This is a genomic window from Frankia sp. AiPa1 (assembly GCF_023243075.1).
GTDB lineage: Bacteria > Actinomycetota > Actinomycetes > Frankiales > Frankiaceae > Frankia.
Genome location: NZ_JALKFZ020000186.1, coordinates 1 through 22,926 on the forward strand (window position 1 = coordinate 1; position 22,926 = coordinate 22,926).

19 protein-coding genes are annotated in these 22,926 nt (G+C 72.4%); 15 read left to right on the top strand and 4 right to left on the bottom strand.

The features are described from left to right. From MXD95_RS25325 to ligA, 4 genes are all read left to right on the top strand, one after another. Positions 1–493: aminotransferase class V-fold PLP-dependent enzyme (locus MXD95_RS25325; RefSeq protein WP_250643246.1), on the top strand; the 493-nt coding region annotated here is incomplete at its 5' end. Between the two features lie 61 nt (positions 494–554). Then, the gene (gene mnmA / locus MXD95_RS25330) at positions 555–1,613 is read left to right on the top strand and encodes a tRNA 2-thiouridine(34) synthase MnmA (protein ID WP_250643310.1); all 1,059 of its coding nucleotides are present in this window, start codon (positions 555–557) and stop codon (positions 1,611–1,613) included. A gap of 208 nt (positions 1,614–1,821) precedes the next feature. Beyond that, complete coding sequence (locus MXD95_RS25335) at positions 1,822–2,979, top strand: methionine synthase (RefSeq protein ID WP_374122141.1); 1,158 nt, start codon at positions 1,822–1,824, stop codon at positions 2,977–2,979. 95 nt (positions 2,980–3,074) lie between these two features. Next, complete coding sequence (gene ligA, locus MXD95_RS25340) at positions 3,075–5,192, top strand: NAD-dependent DNA ligase LigA (RefSeq protein WP_250643311.1); 2,118 nt, start codon at positions 3,075–3,077, stop codon at positions 5,190–5,192. 70 nt (positions 5,193–5,262) lie between these two features. Here ligA and MXD95_RS25345 read toward each other — a convergent pair whose 3' ends face one another. Further along, positions 5,263–5,967 (bottom strand): ACT domain-containing protein, encoded by a 705-nt coding sequence (locus MXD95_RS25345; protein WP_250643248.1) that lies wholly within the window; start codon positions 5,965–5,967, stop codon positions 5,263–5,265. A 425-nt stretch (positions 5,968–6,392) separates the two neighbouring features. Here MXD95_RS25345 and gatC point away from each other — a divergent pair, with 425 nt between their 5' ends. Genes gatC through gatB form a run of 4 tightly spaced genes read left to right on the top strand, consistent with a single transcriptional unit; the run spans position 6,393 to position 10,095 of the window. Further along, positions 6,393–6,689 (top strand): Asp-tRNA(Asn)/Glu-tRNA(Gln) amidotransferase subunit GatC, encoded by a 297-nt coding sequence (gene gatC, locus MXD95_RS25350; RefSeq protein ID WP_250643249.1) that lies wholly within the window; start codon positions 6,393–6,395, stop codon positions 6,687–6,689. 13 nt (positions 6,690–6,702) lie between these two features. Then, positions 6,703–8,280: an Asp-tRNA(Asn)/Glu-tRNA(Gln) amidotransferase subunit GatA gene (gene gatA / locus MXD95_RS25355; protein WP_250643250.1), complete on the top strand. Its 1,578-nt coding sequence runs from the start codon at positions 6,703–6,705 to the stop codon at positions 8,278–8,280. Positions 8,281–8,314: 34 nt separating this feature from the next. Continuing rightward, positions 8,315–8,578, top strand: coding sequence for a hypothetical protein (locus MXD95_RS25360; RefSeq protein ID WP_250643251.1), 264 nt, complete (start codon positions 8,315–8,317; stop codon positions 8,576–8,578). Next, positions 8,575–10,095, top strand: coding sequence for an Asp-tRNA(Asn)/Glu-tRNA(Gln) amidotransferase subunit GatB (gene gatB / locus MXD95_RS25365; RefSeq protein ID WP_250643252.1), 1,521 nt, complete (start codon positions 8,575–8,577; stop codon positions 10,093–10,095). The genes MXD95_RS25360 and gatB overlap by 4 nt, the downstream gene beginning before the upstream one ends. Before the next feature lie 56 nt (positions 10,096–10,151). Here the strand turns inward: gatB and MXD95_RS25370 are convergent, their stop codons facing one another. Then, entirely contained in the window at positions 10,152–11,114 is a 963-nt protein-coding gene (locus MXD95_RS25370; protein WP_250643253.1) for a TIGR03620 family F420-dependent LLM class oxidoreductase, read from the bottom strand. Positions 11,115–11,337: 223 nt separating this feature from the next. Here MXD95_RS25370 and MXD95_RS25375 point away from each other — a divergent pair, with 223 nt between their 5' ends. The 7 genes from MXD95_RS25375 to leuA all read left to right on the top strand — a co-directional run bounded on the left by MXD95_RS25375 (position 11,338) and on the right by leuA (position 20,850). Beyond that, positions 11,338–11,943, top strand: coding sequence for a TetR/AcrR family transcriptional regulator (locus tag MXD95_RS25375; RefSeq protein WP_250643254.1), 606 nt, complete (start codon positions 11,338–11,340; stop codon positions 11,941–11,943). 355 nt (positions 11,944–12,298) lie between these two features. Then, the gene (locus tag MXD95_RS25380; protein WP_250643255.1) at positions 12,299–14,017 is read left to right on the top strand and encodes a penicillin-binding transpeptidase domain-containing protein; all 1,719 of its coding nucleotides are present in this window, start codon (positions 12,299–12,301) and stop codon (positions 14,015–14,017) included. A 270-nt stretch (positions 14,018–14,287) separates the two neighbouring features. After that, on the top strand, positions 14,288–16,117 hold the full coding sequence (locus tag MXD95_RS25385; protein ID WP_308301583.1) for an acetolactate synthase large subunit: 1,830 nt from the start codon (positions 14,288–14,290) through the stop codon (positions 16,115–16,117). Continuing rightward, positions 16,114–16,641, top strand: a complete 528-nt coding sequence (ilvN, locus tag MXD95_RS25390; protein ID WP_250643257.1) for an acetolactate synthase small subunit — start codon at positions 16,114–16,116, stop codon at positions 16,639–16,641. Before MXD95_RS25385 ends, ilvN begins: the two co-directional genes overlap by 4 nt. Before the next feature lie 58 nt (positions 16,642–16,699). After that, a complete protein-coding gene (gene ilvC, locus MXD95_RS25395) occupies positions 16,700–17,692 on the top strand; it encodes a ketol-acid reductoisomerase (protein ID WP_250643258.1) in 993 nt (330 codons plus the stop codon). A gap of 318 nt (positions 17,693–18,010) precedes the next feature. Further along, positions 18,011–18,883: a septum formation family protein gene (locus MXD95_RS25400; protein ID WP_250643259.1), complete on the top strand. Its 873-nt coding sequence runs from the start codon at positions 18,011–18,013 to the stop codon at positions 18,881–18,883. Between the two features lie 182 nt (positions 18,884–19,065). Beyond that, positions 19,066–20,850 (top strand): 2-isopropylmalate synthase, encoded by a 1,785-nt coding sequence (gene leuA, locus MXD95_RS25405; RefSeq protein ID WP_250643260.1) that lies wholly within the window; start codon positions 19,066–19,068, stop codon positions 20,848–20,850. Between the two features lie 90 nt (positions 20,851–20,940). Here leuA and MXD95_RS25410 read toward each other — a convergent pair whose 3' ends face one another. Both MXD95_RS25410 and MXD95_RS25415 read right to left on the bottom strand, forming a co-directional pair. Then, positions 20,941–21,240, bottom strand: coding sequence for a DUF1059 domain-containing protein (locus MXD95_RS25410; RefSeq protein WP_250643261.1), 300 nt, complete (start codon positions 21,238–21,240; stop codon positions 20,941–20,943). Beyond that, on the bottom strand, positions 21,237–22,457 hold the full coding sequence (locus tag MXD95_RS25415; protein ID WP_374122142.1) for an EAL domain-containing protein: 1,221 nt from the start codon (positions 22,455–22,457) through the stop codon (positions 21,237–21,239). The genes MXD95_RS25410 and MXD95_RS25415 overlap by 4 nt, the downstream gene beginning before the upstream one ends. Between the last annotated feature and the right edge of the window lie 469 nt (positions 22,458–22,926).

The following is a 22,926-nucleotide window of genomic DNA, read 5'->3' on the forward strand; positions in this document are numbered from 1 at the left end:
GGCACCGGTCGAGCCGGCCCGGCTCGCCGCGCTGCGCGACGACCTGGTCCGCCGCGTCCGCCAGCGGGTGCCGACGGCGGTGCTCAACGGCCCGCCGTTGGACGTGCCAGCCGCGGGCCGCGCCGCCCGCGGGCCGGGCACCGCTGGCGGTGCGTCAACCTCCGCGGCGGGTGCCTTCCCGGACGGGCTGCGGCGGCTGCCGGGTAACGCCCATCTGAGTTTCCCCGGATGTGAGGGAGACTCCCTGCTGATGCTGCTCGATGCCCGTGGGATCGAATGTTCCACCGGTTCGGCCTGCTCGGCGGGAGTGGCTCGGCCCTCGCACGTGTTGTTGGCGATGGGAGCCGGGGAGCAGCAGGCCCGAGCGTCGCTGCGGTTCTCCCTGGGGCACACCTCGCGGGCCACCGACGTCGACGCGCTCGTCGAGGCGATCGGCCCGGTGGTCGAGCGGGCCAGCCGGGCCGGTGCGCTCGCCGGAACGTCCGGGGGATGAGACCCGGACGATTGTCACGATGACACAGGACGGCGACAGCGGTGGAACGGCGGTGACAGTGATGCGAGTTCTCGCGGCGATGTCCGGTGGGGTGGACTCCGCGGTGGCGGCCGCGCGGGCGGTCGACGCGGGGCACGAGGTCACGGGTGTCCACCTGGCGCTGTCCCGGTCGCCCGCGTCCGATCGGGCCGGCGCCCGTGGCTGCTGCACGCTGGAGGACGCCCGCGACGCGCGGCGGGCCGCGGACGTGCTTGGCATCCCGTTCTACGTCTGGGATCTCGCCGAGCGGTTCGAGGCGGACGTCATCGACGAGTTCGTCGCCGCCTATGCGGCCGGTCGCACCCCGAACCCGTGCGTGCGCTGCAACGAGCGGATCAAGTTCGCCGCCGTGCTGGATCGCGCCCTCGCCCTCGGCTTCGACGCGGTGGTAACCGGCCACCACGCCCGGCTCGACCCGGACGGCGCCCTGCGCCGCTCGGTCGACCCGGCCAAGGACCAGTCATACGTGCTCGGAACGTTGCGGCCGGCGCAGCTCGCCGCGTCCCGGTTCCCGCTCGGCGACTCGACCAAGGCGCAGGTCCGGTTGGAGGCCGCCGCCCGTGGGCTGGCCGTCGCGGACAAGCCGGACAGCCACGACATCTGCTTCATCGCCGACGGCGACACCGGCAACTGGCTGCGCGGGCGGCTCGGTTCACGGCCAGGTCCGATCCGCGACGCCGACACCGGCGAGACCCTCGGCGAGCACGACGGGACGTTCGCGTTCACCGTCGGCCAGCGCCGCGGCCTGCGCCTGGGGCGGCCGGCGCCGGACGGCCGGCCCCGCTATGTCCTGGACATCTCCCCGGCCACCAGCACCGTCACGGTAGGCCCGGCCGAGGCACTCGACGTGCGTCGCCTCGTCGCGGACCGCGCGGTCTGGCCGCACGAGGGCGTCGTCGTGTGCCAGGCCCAGGTGCGGGCGCACGGCGGCGTCGTGCCGGCCGAGGCGGAGGGCCGCGGCGACGACCTTGTCGTCACGCTGGGCTCGCCCGTGCGGGGGACCGCGCCCGGCCAGGCGGTCGTCCTCTACGACGGCGACCGGGTCCTCGGCGGCGGCCACATCCGCGCCACATCCGGCTGAGCACTCGGATCCGACCGCCGGGCCGCGCCGGGCCGCGGTGTCGGCGGGCGGTCGGCCGGCGGACGCGTCGCGATGTCGGACGCGTCGGCCAGAATGGCGGCATGCGGATGCGGGATGTGCTGGGCGCGGGACACGCGGTGCTCATATGGCGGTCAGTCAGGCGGGTGCGATCCGGGTGGGCGGGATCCGGGCCGGCGGCGAGTGGCCGATGAGTCCCGACGTCACGCCCGACCAGTCCTCGGCGCCGGCTCCCGCGTCGCTGACCCCCTCGGGGGCGGGCCTGTGGCCGGCGGGAGCGGCGACCGGGGTCGGGTCGCTGCCCGGCACCGACCCGGTCGAGGCGCAGAAGATGGTCTTCGACGAGCTGCCGGACCTGCCGCACCTGCCCGAACTGCCGGCCCGCGGTCCGGGTGGCGGGCTCCTCGGGCGCAGCAGCGCCCTGCTCGTCGACCTGCCGGTCGACCTGCAGCCCGCCGGCTGGCGGTTGGTGCAACGCCCGGGCCTGGACCTGCGCCGTGCCCGTGACCTACTCGCCCGTGACCTGGACGCGCTGGTCGAGACCGCCGCGGGCTACACCGGCCCGTTCAAGGTGGCCGCCGCCGGGCCTTGGACGATGGCGGCCCAGCTCGAGCTGCCCCGCGGGCACAAGGCGCTGTCCGACACCGGGGCCACCCGCGAGATCGCCGAGTCGCTGGCGGCCGGCCTCGCCGAGCATCTCGCGGAGCTTCAACGTCGGATGCCGGGCGCCCGGCTGATCGTGCAGCTCGACGAGCCGTCGCTGCCGGCGGTGCTGGCCGGTGGGGTCCGCACGCCCAGCGGCTTCTCGGCGCTGCCCGCGGTCGAGCAGGGGCTGGTCGCCTCGCGTCTGCGGGCGCTGGCCGATCATCTGCGGGCATCGTCCGCGGCCGGGGGTCCGCTCGCGCAGCGGGCCGCGTCCGGACCCGGGGCGCCGGGCGTCGGGGCGACGGCGGCCGCCGGTGCGATAGCCGTCGGGGTGCACTGCTGCGCGTCGACGGTGCCGTTCGCGGCGTTGCAGGCGGCCGGGATGCGGTTCATCGGCCTGGACGCCGGTCTGCTCACCCGCGCCGAGGACGACCTGGTGGGCGAGTTCGTGGACGCGGGGGGATGGCTCGTCGCCGGACTCGTCCCGACCACTGGCGGGTCGGTGGAACTGTCGGACGTCCGTCGTACTGTCGAGCCCGTCATCGCACTGTGGAACCGGCTCGGATTCCGGCCGGAGCAGCTCGGGGAGGTGGTCGCCGTGGCACCTGCCTGCGGGCTGGCCGGGTTCGGAGCCGACACGGCGCGAGCCGTTCTGCGGCACTGTCGCCAGGCAGGCCGCATGCTGGTGGACGCGCCGGCGTGAGCGGGTCCGGGGCAGCCGAGGGGCGCGGGCCGGACGCGGCCGACGAGGCGGACGGCGCCGCCGAGGCAGACGGCGCCGCCGAGGCAGGCCAGGCGGTGCCGGCGCTGCCGGCGGCGAGCGCGCAGGAGCGGGCCCGGGCCGTGGACCTTGCCCGGGAGCTGGAGGAGCACGCCTACCGGTACTACGTCCTGGACGCACCCACCGCCGCCGACGCCGAGTACGACGCGCTCATGCGGGAGCTGACCGCCCTGGAGGAGCGCCATCCCGATCTGCGCACTCCCGACTCGCCGACGCAGAAGGTCGCCGGGTCGTTCTCCACGCTGTTCACCCCGGTGGAGCATCTGGAGCGGCTGCTCTCGCTGGACAACGTCTTCGACGACGACGAGTTCCACGCGTGGGCCGCGCGGGCGGCGCGCGAGAGTGAGATCGGTGCCTGGCTGTGCGAGCTGAAGATCGACGGTCTGGCCGTCGACCTCGTCTACGAGGACGGTCGGCTGGTGCGGGCGGCCACCCGCGGTGACGGGCGCACGGGGGAGGACATCACCCCGAACATCCGGACGTTGTCCCGGGTCCCGACCCGGCTGCGGGGCGCGAACGTGCCGGAGCTGCTGGAGGTCCGCGGCGAGGTGTTCTTCCCGACCGCGCGGTTCGCCGAGCTCAACGCGTCTCTCGTGGAAAGCGGCGGCAAGCCGTTCGCCAACCCGCGCAACGCCGCGGCGGGCTCGTTGCGTCAGAAGGACCCCCGGGTCACCGCCGGCCGCCCGCTGGACATGATCGTCCATGGGCTGGGGGTGCACCGCGGCCTCGAGGTCGACTCGCAGTCCGGCGCCTACGCGCGGTTCGCCGAGCTCGGCCTGCCCGTCTCCACCCACTTCGAGGTCTTCCCCGCCATCGCCGACGTCCTGGGCTACATCCACCGCTGGGGAGCCGCCCGGCACGACGTCGAGCATGAGATCGACGGCGTGGTCGTCAAGGTCGACGGCTTCGCCCTGCAGGGCCGGCTGGGGTCGACGTCGAAGGCGCCGCGCTGGGCGGTCGCGTTCAAGTACCCGCCGCAGGAGGTCACCACCAAGCTGCGCGACATCCGGGTCAACGTCGGGCGCACCGGCCGGGTGACCCCGTTCGGCGAGCTGGAGCCGGTGCTGGTCGCGGGCTCCACCGTCGGGCTCGCCACGCTGCACAACATCGACGAGGTCGGCCGCAAGGGCGTGCTCATCGGCGACACCGTCGTGCTGCGCAAGGCCGGCGACGTGATCCCGGAGATCGTCGGCCCGGTCGTCGATCTGCGGGACGGCAGCGAGCGCGCGTTCGTCATGCCCACTCACTGTCCCGAGTGCGGCACCGAGCTCATCCGTCCCGAGGGCGACGTGGACATCCGCTGCCCCAACACGGCCGCCTGCCCGGCGCAGCTGCGAGAGTCGATCTTCCATCTGGCCTCGCGCGGGGCGCTGGACATCGACGGCCTGGGCTACAAGACGGCGACCGCCCTGCTGGCGGCCGAACGCGTGCACGACATCGGGGACGTGTTCCACCTGACGCCCGCGTCGTTCGAGGGGCTGCAGGGCTTCGCCCAGAAGAAGATCGACATAGTGCTCGCGGGGATCGAGGCGGCCCGGCACCGGCCACTGTGGCGGCTGCTGGTCGGGCTGTCCATCCGGCATGTCGGGCCCACGGCCGCCCAGGCGCTGGCCCGCGAGCTGCGCTCGCTCGACGCGATCGCCGCCGCCCCCGCCGAGACGCTGGCCGCCGTCGACGGCGTCGGCCCGACCATCGCCCAGGCCGTCGTCGACTGGTTCGCCGACGAACGCCACCGCGACATCGTCGCCCGCATCGCCGCCGGCGGTGCCTCGCTCGCTGACGCGGGCGCCGACTCCGGGCCCCGCCCGCTCGACGGCGTCACCGTGGTCGTCACCGGCACGTTGGCGGGCTGGACCCGGGACGGGGCGACCGAGGCGGTGCAGGCTCGTGGCGGCAAGGTCACGGCCTCGGTGAGCAAGAAGACGGCCTTCGTCGTCGTGGGCACCGATCCCGGCGCGTCGAAGTACGACAAGGCGCGCAGTCTCAAGGTCCCGGTGCTCGACGCGGCCGGCTTCGCCGTCCTGCTCGAGCGCGGCGCCGCCGCCGCCCGCGAGGTCGCCGAGGTCGTGGCCGAGCCCCCCGACGCCAGGTCGCAGGAAGCTCCTGCGACCACGTCGGAGGTGGCCTCGGAGTGAAGTGGCCTCGGAAGTGAGGTGGTCTCGGAGTGAGGTGGTCTCGGAGTAATGCGTCGCACGGTCCGGCCGGTCAGGCGCGGTCGGCGAGGCGGGCCGCGATGCCGGCCAGGTGGGCAAGCCGCGCGACTTCCGAGGCGCGGAAGGCCGGGCCACCCGGGCGGCCCAGCAGGATCGCGAGCTGCGCGCAGCCCACCGGCGCCGCGGCCAGCGCCATGTCCACGGCCAGCCACCGGGCCGGGAAGCCGCCCTCGTCGGCCCCCACCGGTCGGGCCCGCACCAGCGGCAGCCAGGGCAGCGCCAGATGGACCCGCTCGGGTACCCCCAGGTCGCCTCCGCCCAGTGCGGGTGCACCGACCGATGCCTCCCGGATCCGCACGTCCTCGGCGTCAAGGTGCTCCAGCAGCACCGCCCAGTCCGCGTTGAACACCCCGGGCGCGAGGCGGGCCAGGGTCGCCGGGGCGGTCAGGGGCTGTTCGGCCAACGCGTCGGCGAGGTCGAGGTCGTTCACCACCTCGCCGCCGTCCGCCAGGAACGGGCGCAGCGACTCCACCGCCACCCCCGGAACGGACAGAGCGGCGCTCAGCGCCCGGTCGGCCAGGCCACCCGGCGGCAGCACGACGAGCAGATCGTCCACCGCTCCCTCGGCGCTGCGCTCGACCACGGTGACGCTCTGGATGTCGATGCCGGCAGCGCCCAGCGCCGTCGCCACGGCGCCGAGCGTGCCCGGCCGGTCCGGCAGCACCACCCGCATCAGATACGACATGTAGCTGAGCATGCACAAAGCGCATGTCGGCCGCATGGCCGACCGGTCACGCCGGCGTGACGCGCCACACCATGAAGTACCAGCTCGCGGGCCCGAACGGAACGGGAGTGGGCCGGGATCGGATTCGGGTGAAGCGCGCACGGAATCTCGGAGAGGAACCACGGTGTTCCGTGGACTCGGCGCAATCATCGCAAGGGTGTCACCGATGGTGATGGACGCTCGCGTCGGCCCGGGGCGGCGATGTGGGTGGCGGGGAACCGCGTGGCGCCGGTGACGTCGCTCGGCCCGTACGATGACATCACGCCGACGCGGGCAGGGAACGCGGCCCCGGCCCTCGGAAACCAGGGCCGGGATGGGCCGCCGTCCTGTCCGCGGCGCGTGTCCGATCAGCCATGGGCCGCACCGGCCCACCGCCCACGAAGGGGCCGCACGCCATCATGGGGATCACGCGGGACGAGGTGGCACATCTCGCCCGGCTGTCACGGATGTCGGTGACCGATGCCGAACTCGACGCACTCGCGCCGCAGCTCGAGGCGATCCTGTCGGCGGTGGCCCGGGTCGCCGAGGTCGCCGCGGCGGACATCCCGCCGACCAGCCACGCCGTGCCGCTGACCAACGTCTTCCGCCCGGACGTCGCCCGCCCGTCGCTGCCCGCCGCGGACGCCTTGGCCGGCGCCCCGGCCGCCGAGGACGGTCGCTTCCGGGTGCCCCGCATCCTTGATCCGGACGAGTGAGGTCACCGCCCGCATGACCGACCATCCCACATCCCCCGTCCCCGCCCCGGCTCCCAGCGCGGTGGGCGGCGCCGCAGGCAGCCCGGGTGCCGCGGGTACCGCCGGCGGCGACACGGTGCGCCTGAGCGCCGCGGCCACGGCGGCCGCGATCGCCGCCGGTGAGCTGTCCGCGGTCGAGGCGACCCAGGCAGCGCTCGAGCGGATCGCCAAGGTCGATGACACCATTCACGCGTTCCTGCACGTCGACGCCGAGGGCGCGCTGAGCGCGGCCCGCCGGGTCGACGAGCGCCGGGCCGCGGGCGAGACGTTGGGTCCGCTCGCCGGGGTGCCGCTCGCCCTCAAGGACGTCCTGGCCACGCGCGGCATGCCCACCACCTGCGGCAGCCGGATCCTGGAGGGCTGGCAAGCGCCCTACGACGCGACCGTCGTGAGCCGGCTGCGTGCCGCCGACGTGGTGCTGCTCGGCAAGGTGAACATGGACGAGTTCGCCATGGGCTCGTCCACGGAGAACTCGGCCTATGGCCCGACCCGCAACCCATGGGACACCACCCGCATCCCCGGCGGTTCCAGCGGCGGCAGCGCGGCGGCGGTGGCCGCCTTCGAGGCGCCCCTCGCGATCGGTACCGATACCGGCGGTTCGATTCGCCAGCCGGCCGCCGTGTGTGGGCTGGTAGGTGTGAAACCGACCTACGGCGGGGTGAGCCGCTACGGGCTGGTGGCGTTCTCCAGCTCGCTGGACCAGGCCGGGCCGCTGGCCCGCACGGTCACCGACGCGGCGCTGCTGCACACGGCGATCGCCGGGCATGACCCGCTCGACTCGACCAGTGTCGACCTGCCGGTGCCGGCGGTGGTGGCCGCGGCCGCCCGCCGGGACGTGCGCGGGGTACGCGTCGGCGTGGTGCGGGAACTGTCCGGTGCGGGCTACGACCCGGGGGTACGGGCCGCCTTCGCCGCGGCAGTCGAGACCCTGACCGAACTCGGCGCCGAGATCGTCGAGGTCAGCTGCCCGCACTTCACCTATGCCCTGCCCGCGTACTACCTGATCGCGCCGAGCGAGTGCTCGTCGAACCTCGCCCGCTTCGACGCGATGCGCTTCGGCCTGCGGGTCGGTGACGACGGCGAGGCCGGAGCCGAGGAGGTCATGAGCCGCACCCGCGAGGCCGGTTTCGGCCCTGAGGTCAAGCGCCGGATCATCCTCGGCACCTATGCGCTGTCGTCCGGCTACTACGACGCCTACTACGGGCAGGCGCAGAAGGTCCGCACGCTCATCAGCCGCGACTTCGCCGCCGCCTACGAGCAGGTGGACGTGCTGGTCTCGCCGACCACGCCGACGCCGGCGTTCCCGATCGGCGCGAAGGTCGACGATCCGGTGGCGATGTACCTGTCGGACCTCGCCACCATCCCGTCGAACCTTGCCGGCGGCCCGGCGATGAGCCTGCCCGCGGGCCTCGCGGACGGCCTGCCCGTCGGCATCCAGATCATGGCCCCGACGTTCGCCGACGACCGGCTCTACCTGGTCGGCGGCGCACTCGAGGAAGCCCTCGACGACCGGCGCGGCCACCCCCTGCTCGACGAGATCCCGGCGCTGTGAGCGGCGACGGGACGCCCGGCCGCGGGAGCGGGCGATGGTGACGTTGCGCAGCGGGCGGCAGGACCGGCTGCTGGTCCTCGTGGTCTGGCTGCTCACCGCGGTGGTGCTGGGGCTGGGCATCGCGACGGTCAACCCGATCCTGCTGCTGTGGGGCGTGATCGGCCTGCCGGCCGCGGGGTTCCTGACCTACGTCCATCTGCGTGACACCCGCGCGGGCCGCCCTGACCCGGCGAATCCGTCTGATCCGTCTGATCCGCCGAACCCTGATCCGCCGAACTCTGAGGAGAACGTCCGGTGAGCACCGCGGCTCCCGCCAGCGCCCTGCCGTCCTACGACGACGCGATCGCCCGCTATGAACCGGTGATCGGCCTGGAGACGCACGTCGAGCTCGGCACGGTCTCGAAGATGTTCTGCGGCTGCGCGACGGCGTTCGGCGCCGAGCCGAACACCCAGGTCTGCCCAGTGTGCCTGGGCCTGCCGGGCTCGCTGCCGGTCGTCAACGAGGCGGCGGTGCGGTTCGCCGTGCTCATCGGCCTGGCGCTCCACTGCGAGATCGCGCCCTGGTGCCGGTTCGCGCGCAAGAACTACTTCTACCCGGACATGCCGAAGAACTACCAGATCAGCCAGTATGACGAGCCGCTGTGCACGAACGGCTGGCTCGACGTCGAGGTCGAGGGCGAGATCCACCGGGTCGGCATCACCCGCGTCCACATGGAGGAGGACACCGGCAAGTCGCTGCACGTCGGTGGCGCCACCGGACGCATCCACGGCGCGACCCACTCGCTGGTCGACTACAACCGGGCCGGCATCCCGCTGGTCGAGATCGTCACCGAGCCGGACGTCCGCTCGCCGGAGGTCGCCCGCGCCTACGTTGACGAGCTGCGCGAACTGATCCGCGCCCTGGGCGTGTCCGACGTGCGGATGGAGCAGGGCTCGCTGCGCTGCGACGCGAACGCCTCGCTGCGCCTACGCCCGGCGCCCGGCGAGCCCGACGCGCCGTTCGGTACCCGCACCGAGACCAAGAACCTCAACTCGCTGCGTTCCGTCGAGCGCGCCGTCCGCTACGAGATCACCCGGCAGGCGGCGCTGCTCGACGACGGCGAGCGGATCATCCAGGAGACCCGGCACTTCGACGAGGGAGCCGGGCGGACCTCGTCCGGTCGTTCGAAGGAGGAGGCCACCGACTACCGGTACTTCCCCGAGCCGGATCTCACGCCGTTGGAGCTGTCCGCCGAGTACGTCGATGAGCAGCGGGCAGCCCTGCCGGAGCTGCCGGCGGCCCGGCGGGCCCGCCTGATCGCCGAGCACGGCTACACCGCTCGTGACCTTGTCGACATGCGCAACGCGGGCGTGCTCGACCTGGTCGAGCAGACGGTGGCCGCCGGCGCCGCGAGCCCGGCGGCGGCGCGCAAGTGGTGGCTCAACGAACTGGCCCGCCGCGCCTCGGACACCGGCGCCGCCCCGGCCGATCTCGCGATCACCCCCGCCGACGTCGCCCGGATCACCGTCCTGGTCGCCGGTGGCGAGCTCACCGACGCCCTGGCCCGCAAGGTCATCGACGGCGTGCTCGCCGGTGAGGGCACCCCGGACGAGGTCGTCGCGGGCCGCGGCCTGGCCGTGGTCGCCGACGACGGGGCGCTCACCGCCGCCGTCGACGCCGCGATCGCCGGCGCCCCCGACATCGCCGAGAAGGTCCGCGGCGGCAAGCTGAACGCGGTGGGCCCCCTGGTCGGCGCGGTCATGAAAGCGATGAAGGGCCAGGCCGACGCGGCCACCGTCCGCGGCCTCCTCCTGGAGCGCCTCGGCACCTCCTGACGGTTCCGGGAAGGGGGCCGCGACCCGGAGCGAAGCGCGGGTCGCGCAGGCACGCACTAGGTGAGATCGAGCAGCGCTGGGGCGAGTTCGCGCCAGGTGGATGTGGGCAGCCGCGTGGGGTCGGCGGTGAGGGCTTGGACGCAGACGTGGTCGGCGCCGGCGTCCAGATGCTCGCGGACGCGCTCACGGAGCACGTCGAGGTCCCCGTAGGCGACGATCGCGTCGATCAGGCGGCGGCTGGGAGCTTCGCCTGGCCCCGCGGGCAGGTCGTCGTCGCCGAAACCGAGCCGGCGCATGTTCGCCTTCTGGTGCGGTGCGAGCGAGGTGTACATGCCGACGTGCGCCGTGGCCACCTCGCGGCCCCGGCCCGGGTCGGTGTCCAGCACGACGGCCTGCTCGACGGCGAGGTAGGCGTCCGGCCCCATGATCTGACGTGCCCGGCTGGTGTGCTCGACGGAGACGAAGTACGGGTGCGCGCCCGCGGTACGCCGTGCGGCCAGCGCCAGCATCTTTGGGCCGAGGGCCGCGAGCAGCCGGGGGACGGCCGGCTCCGGCGCGAGGCTGTGGGCGGGGGCGGTGTCCATCGCGTCCAGGTAGGCCGTCACCGTGGGCACCGCGCGACCCGTCGCGGGAAGCTGGAAACCGTCGATCTCGAGCGGCTGGTCGTGGACGCGGTGCCCGCCGAGACCGAGCAGGTACCGGCCCGGGAACGCCTCGCCGAGGGCGCGCGTGGCGCCGGCCATGGCGATCGGGTCGCGGTGCGTGATGTTCGCGATGCCCGCCGCGACGGTGAGGTGCCGGGTCGCGGATAGGAGGAGCCAGGCCTGGCTCACCGTGTCCCGGCCGAATCCCTCCCCGAACCACAGCGCCCCGTAGCCGAGGTCCTCGATCTCGGCTACGGCGTCGCGCACCGGTGCGGCCGGGTGCCCGTCGAAGTCCATCGTCCAGACACCGACGCGGCCGAGCCGAGACCGTAGCCGCGCTGTCGGGTCGTGTTTCGCCGCCGGGTCGTCTGTCATGCGTTTCTCCCTGGATCGCCGGGCTCGGAGACAGGTAACCGGACAGGCTGTCCGATTGCCGTTGACCCGGACCATACGGACAGGCTGTCCGGTTGTCCATGTCGTACGGTGGGATCAGGGCGGCCGCGAGTCTCGCCGCGCGGCAGGGAGTCGGCGATCATGGTGTTCCGCGGAACCGTCAGGCAGCGGCCGGGCCCGCCCACCACGCGGGCGAGGTGGCCCGATGACGCCGGTGGGTGAACCGCCCGCCGGGCGCCCGCTGCGCACCGACGCCCGGCGCAACCGGGAGCGCATCCTGGCCGCCGCTCGGGACGCGTTCGCGCAGCTCGGGCCGGACGTGTCCCTGATCGAGGTGGCCAGGCGGGCCGGCGTTGGGCAGGGGACGCTCTACCGACACTTCCCGACCCGGACGGATCTGCTGGGCGCCGTGCTCGCCGACCGCATCGACACGCTGTGCCGGCAGGGCGCGGAGCTCGCCGCGGCGGGTCCGCCGGGCGAGGCGCTCGCGGGCTGGCTGCGGCTGCTGCTCGTCCACGCCCGGGTCAACCAGGGTCTCGCCGGCAGCTTTCTGTCAGACATCACCCTTGGTGATCAGCGGTACCCGGCCGTGGACTGCCACGTCCCGATCGCGGGGACGGCCGCTCGGCTGCTCGCCGAGGCGCAACAGGCCGGCGCCGCACGGGCGGACCTGAGCTCGGGCGACCTCATCCAGCTCGTCGTCGGCATTGCCCTGACCACCGCCCGCGCCGAGGACCCTGATCAGGCTGACCGTCTGCTCGCTCTGGCGCTCGACGCGGTCCGCGCCGGCGCTCCCGTCGACCGGCGCTGAGCGGGCCCCGGGGTAGGTGCCGGGGCCGGATGATCCTGTGGATAGGCTGGAAAACAGTTGCCCCGGTGTGGCATGAGCCGGCGAAGACCACGATTTCCCGCGGTGTCCGACCCGCGTGTCGGGTTGCCGACGCGGTCCGGCGCGTCGGATGCGCGGTGCGGGGGGCCTTCGTAGGGTGAGCACCGGCCGCCTGTTCGCGTCCGCCGGATCACAGCGGTTTCAGGCGGTTCGTCGGTTTCGGGCGGGTCGTCGGTTTCGGGCAGTGCAGTCGGTTTCGGGCAGTGCAGGTGGTTCGGGCAGCAGTAGCCGCCGCAGGTGGGGGCGGTCGTCGTCAGCGAGGGGAGGGCGGGTCGTCGTGCCTCTCACTCCGAGCGGGTTCGCCGCATCGACGTCCCGGCGTCGTGGCCGGGGCAGGCGGCGGGCAGTCATCGCCGCGGTGGTGGTGGTCGTGCTGGCCGCGGCGAGCGGGGTCGGCTACGTCCTGAAGAACCGGGCGGACGACCGGGCCGCGGACAAGAAGGTCCGCACCGCGGCGGGGGCGTACCTCGCAGCCTGGCGGACGATGACCACCACCGGCGGGACCGGCGCTGGCAGTGACCAGGCCGGCCGGGCGGCGGTGACCGCGGCGACGGTGGCGGGCAGCGCGAGTGTGCCGGCTCTGCTCGCCACGATGGCCGAGGTGCGGGACAAGCTGCTGGTCACGGGGGCGACCTTCACACCGGGGTCGATCAGCCGGCATGGGTCCGCGGCCACCGCGCCGTATGTCGCGAAGCTCGACCTGTCGGGCCTGCCCGGACCGCTGGAGTACGCGGGCGTGCTGAACCTGGTCTCCGCCGACCATGGCTGGAAGGTGCGCGCGGAGCTGCCGTCCGTCCACCCGGCGCTGCGGGCGGGGCTGCACCTGGACCGCACCACGTCCACCGGTCACCGTGGTGACCTGCTGACCGCGGCCGGCCAGCCGCTGCGTGAGTCCGGCGACCTGGCCAGCAACCTGGTGGGCCGGACCGATGCGCTGTCCGGCCTGGAACGGGTCTACGACAGCCAGCTGCGCGCTCGGGGCGGCGCGGTCGTGGTGCGCAACGCCCAGGACAAGGCGGTGCAGACCCTGCGCACCTATCCGATGACCGACGGACAGCCCGTGCGGACCACCCTGGACCTGCGGGTCCAGCAGGCGGCGGAGCAGGCACTGGCCACGGCGGCCCGCCCGACGGCGGCGATGGTCGCCATCGACACCCGCACCGGCGGCATCCTGGCGCTGGCGAACCACCCGCCGACCGGGGCGAGCCGGGCCGTGCGCGGCAAGTACCCGCCTGGGTCCACTTTCAAGATCGTGACGGCGACGGCGGCGCTGATGAGCGGGAAGGCCGCGAACACGCCGCTGGACTGCACCCAGTCCGTCACCGTCGACGGACGGACGTTCCAGAACGCCGAGGCCGAGCAGTTCGGCGCGATCCCACTGCGTACCGCGTTCGCGAAGAGCTGCAACACCGCGTTCATCCGGCTGGAGGAGTCGCTGCCCGCGGGGGCGCTCGCGAAGGCCGCCGCGCTCTACGGCTTCGACGGCAGCTCGCCGCTGGACATCGCAAGCTTCGGTGGGACGTTCCCCACCCCGCGCGACGGTGCGGAGGCCGCGTCGGCGGCCATCGGCCAGGGCCGGATCGAGGCCTCGCCGCTGCAGATGGCGAGCGTCGCCGCGGCCGTGGCCAGCGGAACCTGGCGCCAGCCGTTCGTCTCCGGGCAGCCGGCGCGCAGCAACGCCATCCCGACGAACGTGCTCGGGCCGCTGCGCGACTTCATGCGCGCCGTGGTCACCGAGGGCACGGCCGCGTCCGTCCCGATGCCCGGCGAGGTCTACGGCAAGACCGGGACCGCCGAGTACGCCGACGGCAATCCGCCGCCCACGCATGCCTGGTTCGTCGGCTACCGCGGTGACGTCGCCTTCGCGGTCGTGGTCGAGGACGGCGGCTTCGGCGCGGACACGGCCGCCCCGGTCGCCGCCCGTTTCCTCACCGCGCTCGACGGCGGCCAGGTTGCCGCCCCGGCCCCCGCGACGTCCGCCTCCACAGGGCGCTGACCTGCGGTCCTCGGGATGGGCCCGACCGGGCGACGGGCCGGGCGGACAGGTGCCACGCGGGCCGGGGCGCGGCGTCGCTTGACGTAGGGCGGGAACTCCGGCACCGTGGATCCGTGCACATCCTGCTTCTTGTACGCCCAGAGCGCTCGTAGTCGACGACCTCGACTCCGTGCGCCGCCCCTCAGTGCCCTAGGCACGAGGGGCTTTTTCGTGCCCGGCGGGGTTCGTACCCCATATTGCCGCCTCCGGACGCGAGATCCGTAGTCGCCGATTCGTTCTCGCCAGAGCCCAGGCCTCAAGGAAGACGCCCAGATGACACGAGAGATCACCGGAGCCCAGTCGCTCGTCCACTCACTCGAGGCGGTCGGAGCCGAGGTGGTCTTCGGTATTCCGGGCGGCGCGATCCTGCCCGCCTACGACCCGCTGTTCGACTCGACGCGGGTGCGCCACATCCTCGTCCGCCACGAGCAGGGCGCCGGGCACGCCGCCGAGGGGTACGCCCAGGCCACCGGACGGGTCGGGGTCTGCATGGCGACGTCCGGTCCGGGCGCGACGAACCTGGTCACCCCGATCGCCGACGCCTACATGGACTCGGTGCCGATGGTCGCCATCACGGGGCAGGTCGCCAGCGCCGCCATCGGTACCGACGCCTTCCAGGAAGCGGACATCTGCGGCATCACGCTGCCGATCACCAAGCACAACTTCCTCGTCCAGTCGGCCGACGACATCCCCCGCACGATCGCCGAGGCGTTCCACCTGGCCGGTACCGGCCGGCCGGGCCCGGTGCTCGTCGACCTGCCCAAGGACATCCTGCAGTCGGTCACCCGGGTGCTGCCGCACGAGGTCTGGCCGCCGGTGCTGAACCTGCCCGGCTACCGTCCGGTGACCCGTCCGCACGCCAAGCAGGTGCGCGAGGCGGCCAAGCTGATCAGTGCCAGTCGCCGGCCGGTGCTCTACGTCGGCGGTGGTGTGCTCAAGGCCCGGGCGGCGGCGCAGCTGCGGACACTGGCCGAGATGACCGGCATCCCGGTCGTCACCACGCTGATGGCCCGCGGCGCGTTCCCCGACTCCCACCCGCAGCACCTGGGCATGCCGGGGATGCACGGCTCGGTCGCCGCGGTCACGGCGCTGCAGAAGGCCGACCTGCTCATCACACTCGGCGCCCGCTTCGACGATCGGGTGACCGGCCGGCTGGCGTCGTTCGCGCCGAAGGCCGCCATCATCCACGCCGACATCGATCCGGCGGAGATCGGCAAGAACCGCACCGCCGACGTGCCGATCGTCGGCGACTGCCGCGAAGTGATCAACGAGCTGATCTCGGCGCTGGTCGCCGAGCCGCGCCCGGACATCGAGGCCTGGTGGCGGGCTCTGGACGGCTGGCGGCGCAGGTACCCGCCGGGCTACGACACGCCGGCCGACGGCTCGCTCGCCCCGCAGCACGTCATCGAGCGCCTCGGCCAGATCTGCGGTCCGGAGACGATCTTCGCGGCGGGCGTCGGTCAGCACCAGATGTGGGCGGCCCAGTTCATCTCCTACGAGAACCCCTATACCTGGCTCAACTCCGGCGGCGCCGGGACGATGGGCTACGCCGTGCCAGCCGCGATGGGCGCCAAGGTCGGCCGTCCGGACGCCACCGTCTGGGCGATCGACGGCGACGGCTGTTTCCAGATGACCAACCAGGAGCTCGCCACCTGTGCGCTGGAGGGCATCCCGATCAAGGTGGCGATCATCAACAACGGCTCGCTCGGCATGGTTCGCCAGTGGCAGACCCTGTTCTACGATCAGCGGTACTCCAACACCGAGCTCGGCACGCACCCCGCGTCGCCGCGCACCGGGGTCAAGCGGGTGCCGGACTTCGTCCGCCTCGCCGAGGCGCTGGGCGGAGTGGGGCTGCGCTGCGAGTCCGCCGCCGAGGTCGACGAGACCATCGAGAAGGCCATGGCGATCGACGACGCCCCGGTCGTCGTCGACTTCGTCGTCCATCCGGACGCGATGGTCTGGCCGATGGTCGCCGCCGGCGCGAGCAACGACGACATCCGGGTCGCGCGTGACCTCGCGCCCGACTTCGACTACTCCGGCGATGCCGAGGTGAACCTGTGAGGACCACCCACACGTTGTCCGTGCTGGTGGAGAACCGGCCGGGGGTGCTGGCCCGGGTCTCGGGCCTGTTCTCCCGGCGCGGGTTCAACATCGAGTCGCTGGCGGTCGGGCCGACCGAGCAGGCCGACGTCTCCCGGATGACGATCGTCGTCGCCGTCGACGACCTGCCGCTCGAGCAGGTGACCAAGCAGCTCAACAAGCTGGTCAACGTGCTGAAGATCGTCGAGATGGACACGTCCGTCTCGGTGCAGCGGGAGCTGCTGCTGGTCAAGGTGCGGGCCGATCTCGCCGTGCGCTCCCAGGTGCTGGAGACGGTCGCGCTGTTCCGGGCCAAGGTGGTCGACGTCGCCCAGGACGCGGTCACCATCGAGGCCACCGGCACCCGCGACAAGCTGGACGCGCTGATCCGGATGCTTGAGCCGTTCGGCATCCGGGAGCTGGTCCAGTCCGGCATGGTGGCTCTCGGCCGAGGCTCGCGTTCGATCACCGATCGCAGCCTGCGCGCCGTCGAGCGGTCGGCCTGACCTGCCGCTTTCCGCCAGAATGACCGCTTTTCCCACTACCAGAAGAGAGACCCCCACGATGGTCGAGATCTACTACGACGACGACGCCTCGCTGGACGTGCTGGCCGACCGCAAGGTCGCCATCATCGGCTACGGCAGCCAGGGCCACGCGCACGCGCTGAACCTGCGCGACTCCGGCGTCGACGTGCGGGTCGGCCTGCCCGCCGAGAGTCGCAGCCGGCAGAAGGCGAGCGAGGCGGGCCTGCGGGTGCTCACTCCGGCCGAGGCCTCCGCCGAGGCCGACATCATCATGCTGCTCACCCCGGACACCACCCACCGCAAGATCTACGCCGAGTCGATCGCTCCGCACCTGTCCGAGGGCAAGGCGCTGGCATTCGGCCACGGCTTCAACATCCGCTACAACCTGATCGAGCCGCCGGCCGGCGTCGACGTGTTCATGGTCGCGCCCAAGGGCCCCGGCCACCTGGTCCGACGGGTGTTCGAGGAGGGCAAGGGCGTGCCCGTCCTCGTCGCCGTCGAGAACGACGCCTCCGGCAAGGCGCTGGCCGTCGCGCTCGCCTACGCCAAGGGCATCGGGGGCACCCGCGCCGGCGCGCTGCGCACGACCTTCACCGAGGAGACCGAGACCGACCTGTTCGGCGAGCAGGCCGTGCTCTGCGGCGGTGCCTCGGCGCTCGTCCAGGCCGGGTTCGAGACGCTCGTCGAGGCCGGTTACACCCCCGAGGTCGCGTACTTCGAGTGTCTGCACGAGCTCAAGCTCATCGTCGACCTGATGTACGAGGGCGGTATCTCCGAGATGCGTTACTCGATCTCCGACACCGCCGAGTACGGCGACGTCACCCGCGGGCCGCGGGTCGTCACCCCCGCGGTGAAGGCCGAGATGCGCAAGATCCTCGAGGAGATCCAGGACGGCACCTTCGCCCGTGAGTGGGTCGCCGAGGACGACAACGGCCGGCAGAACTTCACCAAACTGGTCGAGGAGGGCAAGCAGCACCCGATCGAGCAGGTCGGTGCCCGTCTGCGCCCACTGATGTCCTGGATCGCCAAGTAGGACCGGTCGCCAGGTAACGCCCGTCGGGCTGTCGGGCTGGATCGTCAACGTCACGAAGAAGGTGGATGAACACGCCCGGCGCGTGCGGTGCCCGTCGTTAGGCTGGGTTTCGCACCGCCGGGCGGGCGGCCCGGCAGCAGGCGTTGCCGAGGGCAGTCCAGTGGCACGCCCGTGGGATCGCACCAGGTGGAGAAGATCACGGCGATCGACGGGTTCGGGGCGGTGGAACGTCCGAGGGTCGCCGATGGCTCCTGGTGGCCGGTGCGACACGCTGACCGCACGCGGTGGCCGAGTGGTGGGGCCACCAGGGTGATCTTTATGCTGAACATGCGTGTCCAGCTCGCACGCGGGTTTACCGTGGCAGTCATGGCGTCGCGGCATCAGGACCCGTTCGAGGGTCTTCGCCTGAACGAGCGGTTTGTCCGGGGTGCCCGGTTCCTGGAGCCGTCCGCGGTCGAGCGCTGCCGTTCCGGGGGCCCCTTGGCCTCCGCCCGGTGCCAGGTCGTGCCCGCACCCCGCGGGCTGCCCGGGTTCTTCCACCGGCTCGTGTCCCCGCCCAGGCCGCCTGGGCGCTCCCGGCAGATCGCCCGGATGGTCACCTTCATGGCGATCATCGTTGGCATGATCACTATTACGGTCGTGGCGCTGCGCCAGACCGCCACCCGTAGCGGCCCCGGGATGGGCCTGGCGAGCCGTTCCACCACCGCTACCGCCGCCTCCGCGGGCGGCATTCCCACTACGCGGTCGGCCGTCACCGGTGGGCGCAGCGAACCGCCCGCCGGCTATGCGGTGAGCCCGGCCCTGATGGCTTCGCTGAGCCCCGGCAACTGCCTGGCCTGGACCCCCCTGCCGGCCGGCGGCACCGATGTGCTGCGGCCGGTGGCCCCGGCGCGGGTCAGCTGCGATCGCCCACACATAGACGAGGTCACCCGCGTGGTGTCGGTGGGCAGACCGGGCGAGCGCTTCCCCGGCGCGTCGACCCTGGCCGCGCGGGCTCAGGAACGCTGCGAGGGCGCCCTGCGCGAGCTCACCGGTGCCATCGATGCGGCCCCGCATCTCACCGTCGGCGCGATCTACCCCTCGGAGCCGAGCTGGGGGGACGGCGTGCGCGTCGCCGCGTGTACCGCGCGACCCGACGATCTGCGGGCGCGAAGCGAACCGATCCGGATCGTCGGATCGATCGCCATCTGAGCTCGCTGCCCGCACTCGCCGGACGGGGTTCCCGTCCGCCCGACATCGGGTAGTGTCTCAAGGCAATGCGTGCGCTCCTTCTCCTTAGCCGCCGCGGCGGGGCCTGATCCAGCTGGCTTCCTCGTCGCGGTGTTCTCGTGCGCCGGCGGCGGTATGAGCTCTTTCGAGGAAGCAGGAGCAGGATGACCACGCAACCGCAGTCCAGCCAGCGGCCCTCCACGATGCCAGTGGAGAAGTACCGGGCGTTCACGCCGGTCGCGCTGGCGGATCGGACCTGGCCGCAGCAGACCATCACCCGCGCCCCGCAGTGGTGCAGCGTCGACCTGCGCGACGGCAACCAGGCGCTGATCGATCCGATGACTCCCGCGCGCAAACTGCAGATGTTCGAGCTGCTGGTCGCGATGGGCTACAAGGAGATCGAGGTCGGGTTCCCGGCGGCGAGCCAGACCGACTTCGACTTCATCCGCCAGCTCATCGAGGAGGATCGGATCCCGGATGACGTCGTCATCCAGGTGCTGACGCAGGCCCGCGAGGAGCTGATCGAGCGCACGGCGGAGTCCCTGGTGGGCGCGGACCACGCCCTGATCCACCTGTACAACTCGACGTCGACCCTGCAGCGCCGGGTCGTCTTCGGCCTCGACCGGGCCGGCGTCACCGAGATCGCCGTGCAGGGCGCCCGCTGGTGCCTGCGGTACGCCGAGAAGCTGCTGGACGGCACGGACGTGCGCTGGCAGTACAGCCCCGAGTCGTTCACCGGCACCGAGCTGGACTACGCCGTCGAGGTCTGCGAGGCGGTGATGGACGTCTGGACGCCGAGCGCCGAGCGCCCGGTGGTGCTGAACCTGCCGGCGACGGTCGAGATGTCCACGCCGAACGTCTATGCCGACCAGATCGAGTGGGTGGGCCGCAACCTCACCCGGCGTGAGGCCGTCATCCTGTCCCTGCATCCGCACAACGACCGGGGCTGCGCGGTGGCGGCCGCGGAGCTCGGTGTCCTGGCCGGTGCCGACCGGGTCGAGGGCTGCCTGTTCGGCAACGGGGAGCGCACCGGCAACGTCTGCCTGGTCACCCTTGGGCTGAACCTGTTCTCCCAGGGCATCGACCCGATGATCGACTTTTCGGACATCGACGGCGTGCGCCGCTCCGTGGAGTACTGCAACCAGCTGCCCGTCCACCCGCGGCACCCCTACGGCGGTGACCTCGTCTACACCGCCTTCTCCGGCTCCCACCAGGACGCCATCAAGAAGGGCTTCGAGGCGATGGGGCGCACCGGCCAGACCCTCTGGGAGGTGCCCTACCTGCCGATCGACCCGAAGGACGTGGGCCGGACCTACGAGGCGGTCATCCGGGTCAACAGCCAGTCCGGCAAGGGCGGGGTGGCCTACCTGCTGAAGTCCGAGCACGCGTTGGACCTGCCGCGGCGGCTGCAGATCGAGTTCTCCGGCGTCGTCCAGCGGCACACCGAAACCGAGGGCGGCGAGGTCACGGCCGAGCAGCTCTGGCGGATCTTCTCCGACGAGTACTTCCTGGACGGCGGCGCCGACAGCGGGCCGCTACAGCTGCTGGGTTCACGCACGACCGCCGCTTCGGGGGAGCGCGACGAGGTGTCCGTATCGGTGCGGGTCGACGGCACGGACCAGGACATCACCGGGGTCGGTAACGGGCCGATCGACGCGTTCGTCGCCGCCCTGGCCGCCCGGGGCCTGAGCGTGCGCATCCTCGACTACAACGAGCATGCGCTGGGTTCCGGCGCGGATGCCCGCGCGGCCGCGTACCTGGAGGTCGACGTCGACGGCAGGGTCTTCTGGGGCGTCGGGATCGACCCGAACATCGTCACCGCGTCGCTGCGTGCCGTGGTGAGCGCCGTCAACCGGGCTGCCCGGGCCAGCGCAACCCGCCGCGGGCCGGCCGTGGCCGGTGGCGACGCCGCGGTATCGCCGGTATCGCACGCAGTGCCGGTCGCCTGAGCGCGGCGCTGTACCCGGCGCATCAGGAACACCGTGTGGCGGGGAGTCCGGCAACCTGACGGACGGCTGACGGCTCCGAGTCTGGAACCGTCAGCCGTGGCGCTCGGAACGCGGCCCGAAGTTGGTGGTCTCCCCGCGTACCTCATCCAGCAGCGCATCGGGTACGTCGACCATGCCGTGATCGACACGTGCGTGAGTGTCGACCGAACGCAGCAGGTCAGCCTCGTTCGAGGCCGCGATCCGGGTCTCGCACCCATGAATGATCGCGCCGCAGTAGAATTCCTTCATGGCCGGACGGCGGAGACTGATCTCCGTCGGTCGAGAATGGCCGATACGCGCAGGGCTGGGCGCCATCAGGGCCTGCGCGGTCCAATAGCGGTTCCGTCTCATGTCGACAATTCCGCAAGACGCAGCATCAGACTCTCCATCCTCACCAGACCGAGCGGTCGGCCCATCTCGGTCACGATAATCACGGGATCGAATCGGCTGGCCCGCGAACGGGTCATCGCCCGCCGCGCCACCTCTGTCACCGGCTCCTCGGGCCGCGCGAACAGCGTGGTCGGCATTCGGCGCAGTTCGCTTCCCCCACCGGACATGTGCAGTGCGACCGGGCGGCACCGGTTGGAGACGATGATGGTCGCCCGGAGGTTCTGCTGGTCATCGCCCTCCTCCGGCGTCGCCTCGCCGGGGCCCGAGGCTGAGCGCATCGGGCAGCTGGGGCAGTCCGCGGACATCGCGCACCGGCCCGAGTCCCCGATGCTCACGGTGACCTGTTCCATCAGGCTCTCGATGCTCGCCGCCCGGTTGGTGCGCTCGGACAGCTGCCGCAGCCGACGGGCGACCCCCGCGTCGAGCTGCTGCCACTGCGGCGCCGGGCGGCCCAGCAGGAAGCCCTGGCCGAGGGGAATGCCCAGCGCGACGAGCATCGCCAGCTCGTCGGTCCGCTCGACCCCTTCGGCGATCACCCAGCCGTTGAGGCGGCTCGCGAAGCCGCCGACCAGCTCGGTCAGAGCAATCTTGACCTGGTCGTCGTCGATGTTGACAACGAGCGAACGATCCAGCTTGACGAAATCCGGGCGAACCCGGGCGATCTGGCGCAGGCCGGCGTAGCCGGACCCGACGTCGTCCATGGCTATGAACGCGCCGCGATCGCGTAGCTCGCTGGTGATGGCAGCCAGCTCCACCGCGTCGTCGAGATCGTCCGTCTCGTTGAGTTCCAGCACGATCCGGCGTAGGTCGGCGCCCCGCCAGACCTGGGTGAGCTCCGGCTCGCCGAGGAGATGGGGCAGCACGTTGACCGCGAGGAAGCATCGGTCGGGCAGATGGTCGCGGGCGGCCAGCGCCGAGGCGAGCACCCTGGCCTCGAGCTCCGCCGCGAGCCCGCGCCGGACCGCCGCGGCGAACACGCGGTCCGGGGAGACGGCGGGATGGCTGTGGAAGCGGGCCAGCGCCTCGTAGCCGGCGATCACTCCCCGCTGGAGGTCCACCACCGGTTGGAAGAACAGTGTGGGTTCGGTGGGATCGCGCAGGATCCGGTCCAGGTCCGGCAGCTCCGCTTCGTAATCGGCCGCTTCGTAATCGGCCGGAACCTGGTACTCGACGGACATGTCGTAGCCGGCCGAGGTCTCGTAGGCGGCGGGCGCGCCAGTGGCGGCGGCAGACGGCGCAGCACAGCTACCGGATCTGTCGTGGGAAGCGTCGACGGTAGGCTCGTTGTCGGCACGGCTTCGGCCGGCGGCTCCGGACGGAGTCCGGGGTCGGGTAATCATGCGCCGTGCACCCCCTCGCTTCAAGCACGTCGCACTGTCCTGGTAAGTGAGGTTCTTACCACCTGCTCAGTGCGGGCGGCATGAGTACCGTCCGGAGTTGTGGATCCCGCGCTCTTTTGAGGTACTGGCGGGTATCGCCTTGATTAGTGATCGCGGCATTTCTTGCGTCGGGTCGAGGGGGTGCTGCATGGTATACGGCTCGGCCGCTGCGCACATCTGATCTGCCGCCGAATCCGGGGATGGCACCAGAATCTTCGCCGTCGGCCTGTGTGGGGTGGCCGGATGGGCGTTGACGGGTATTTATCAA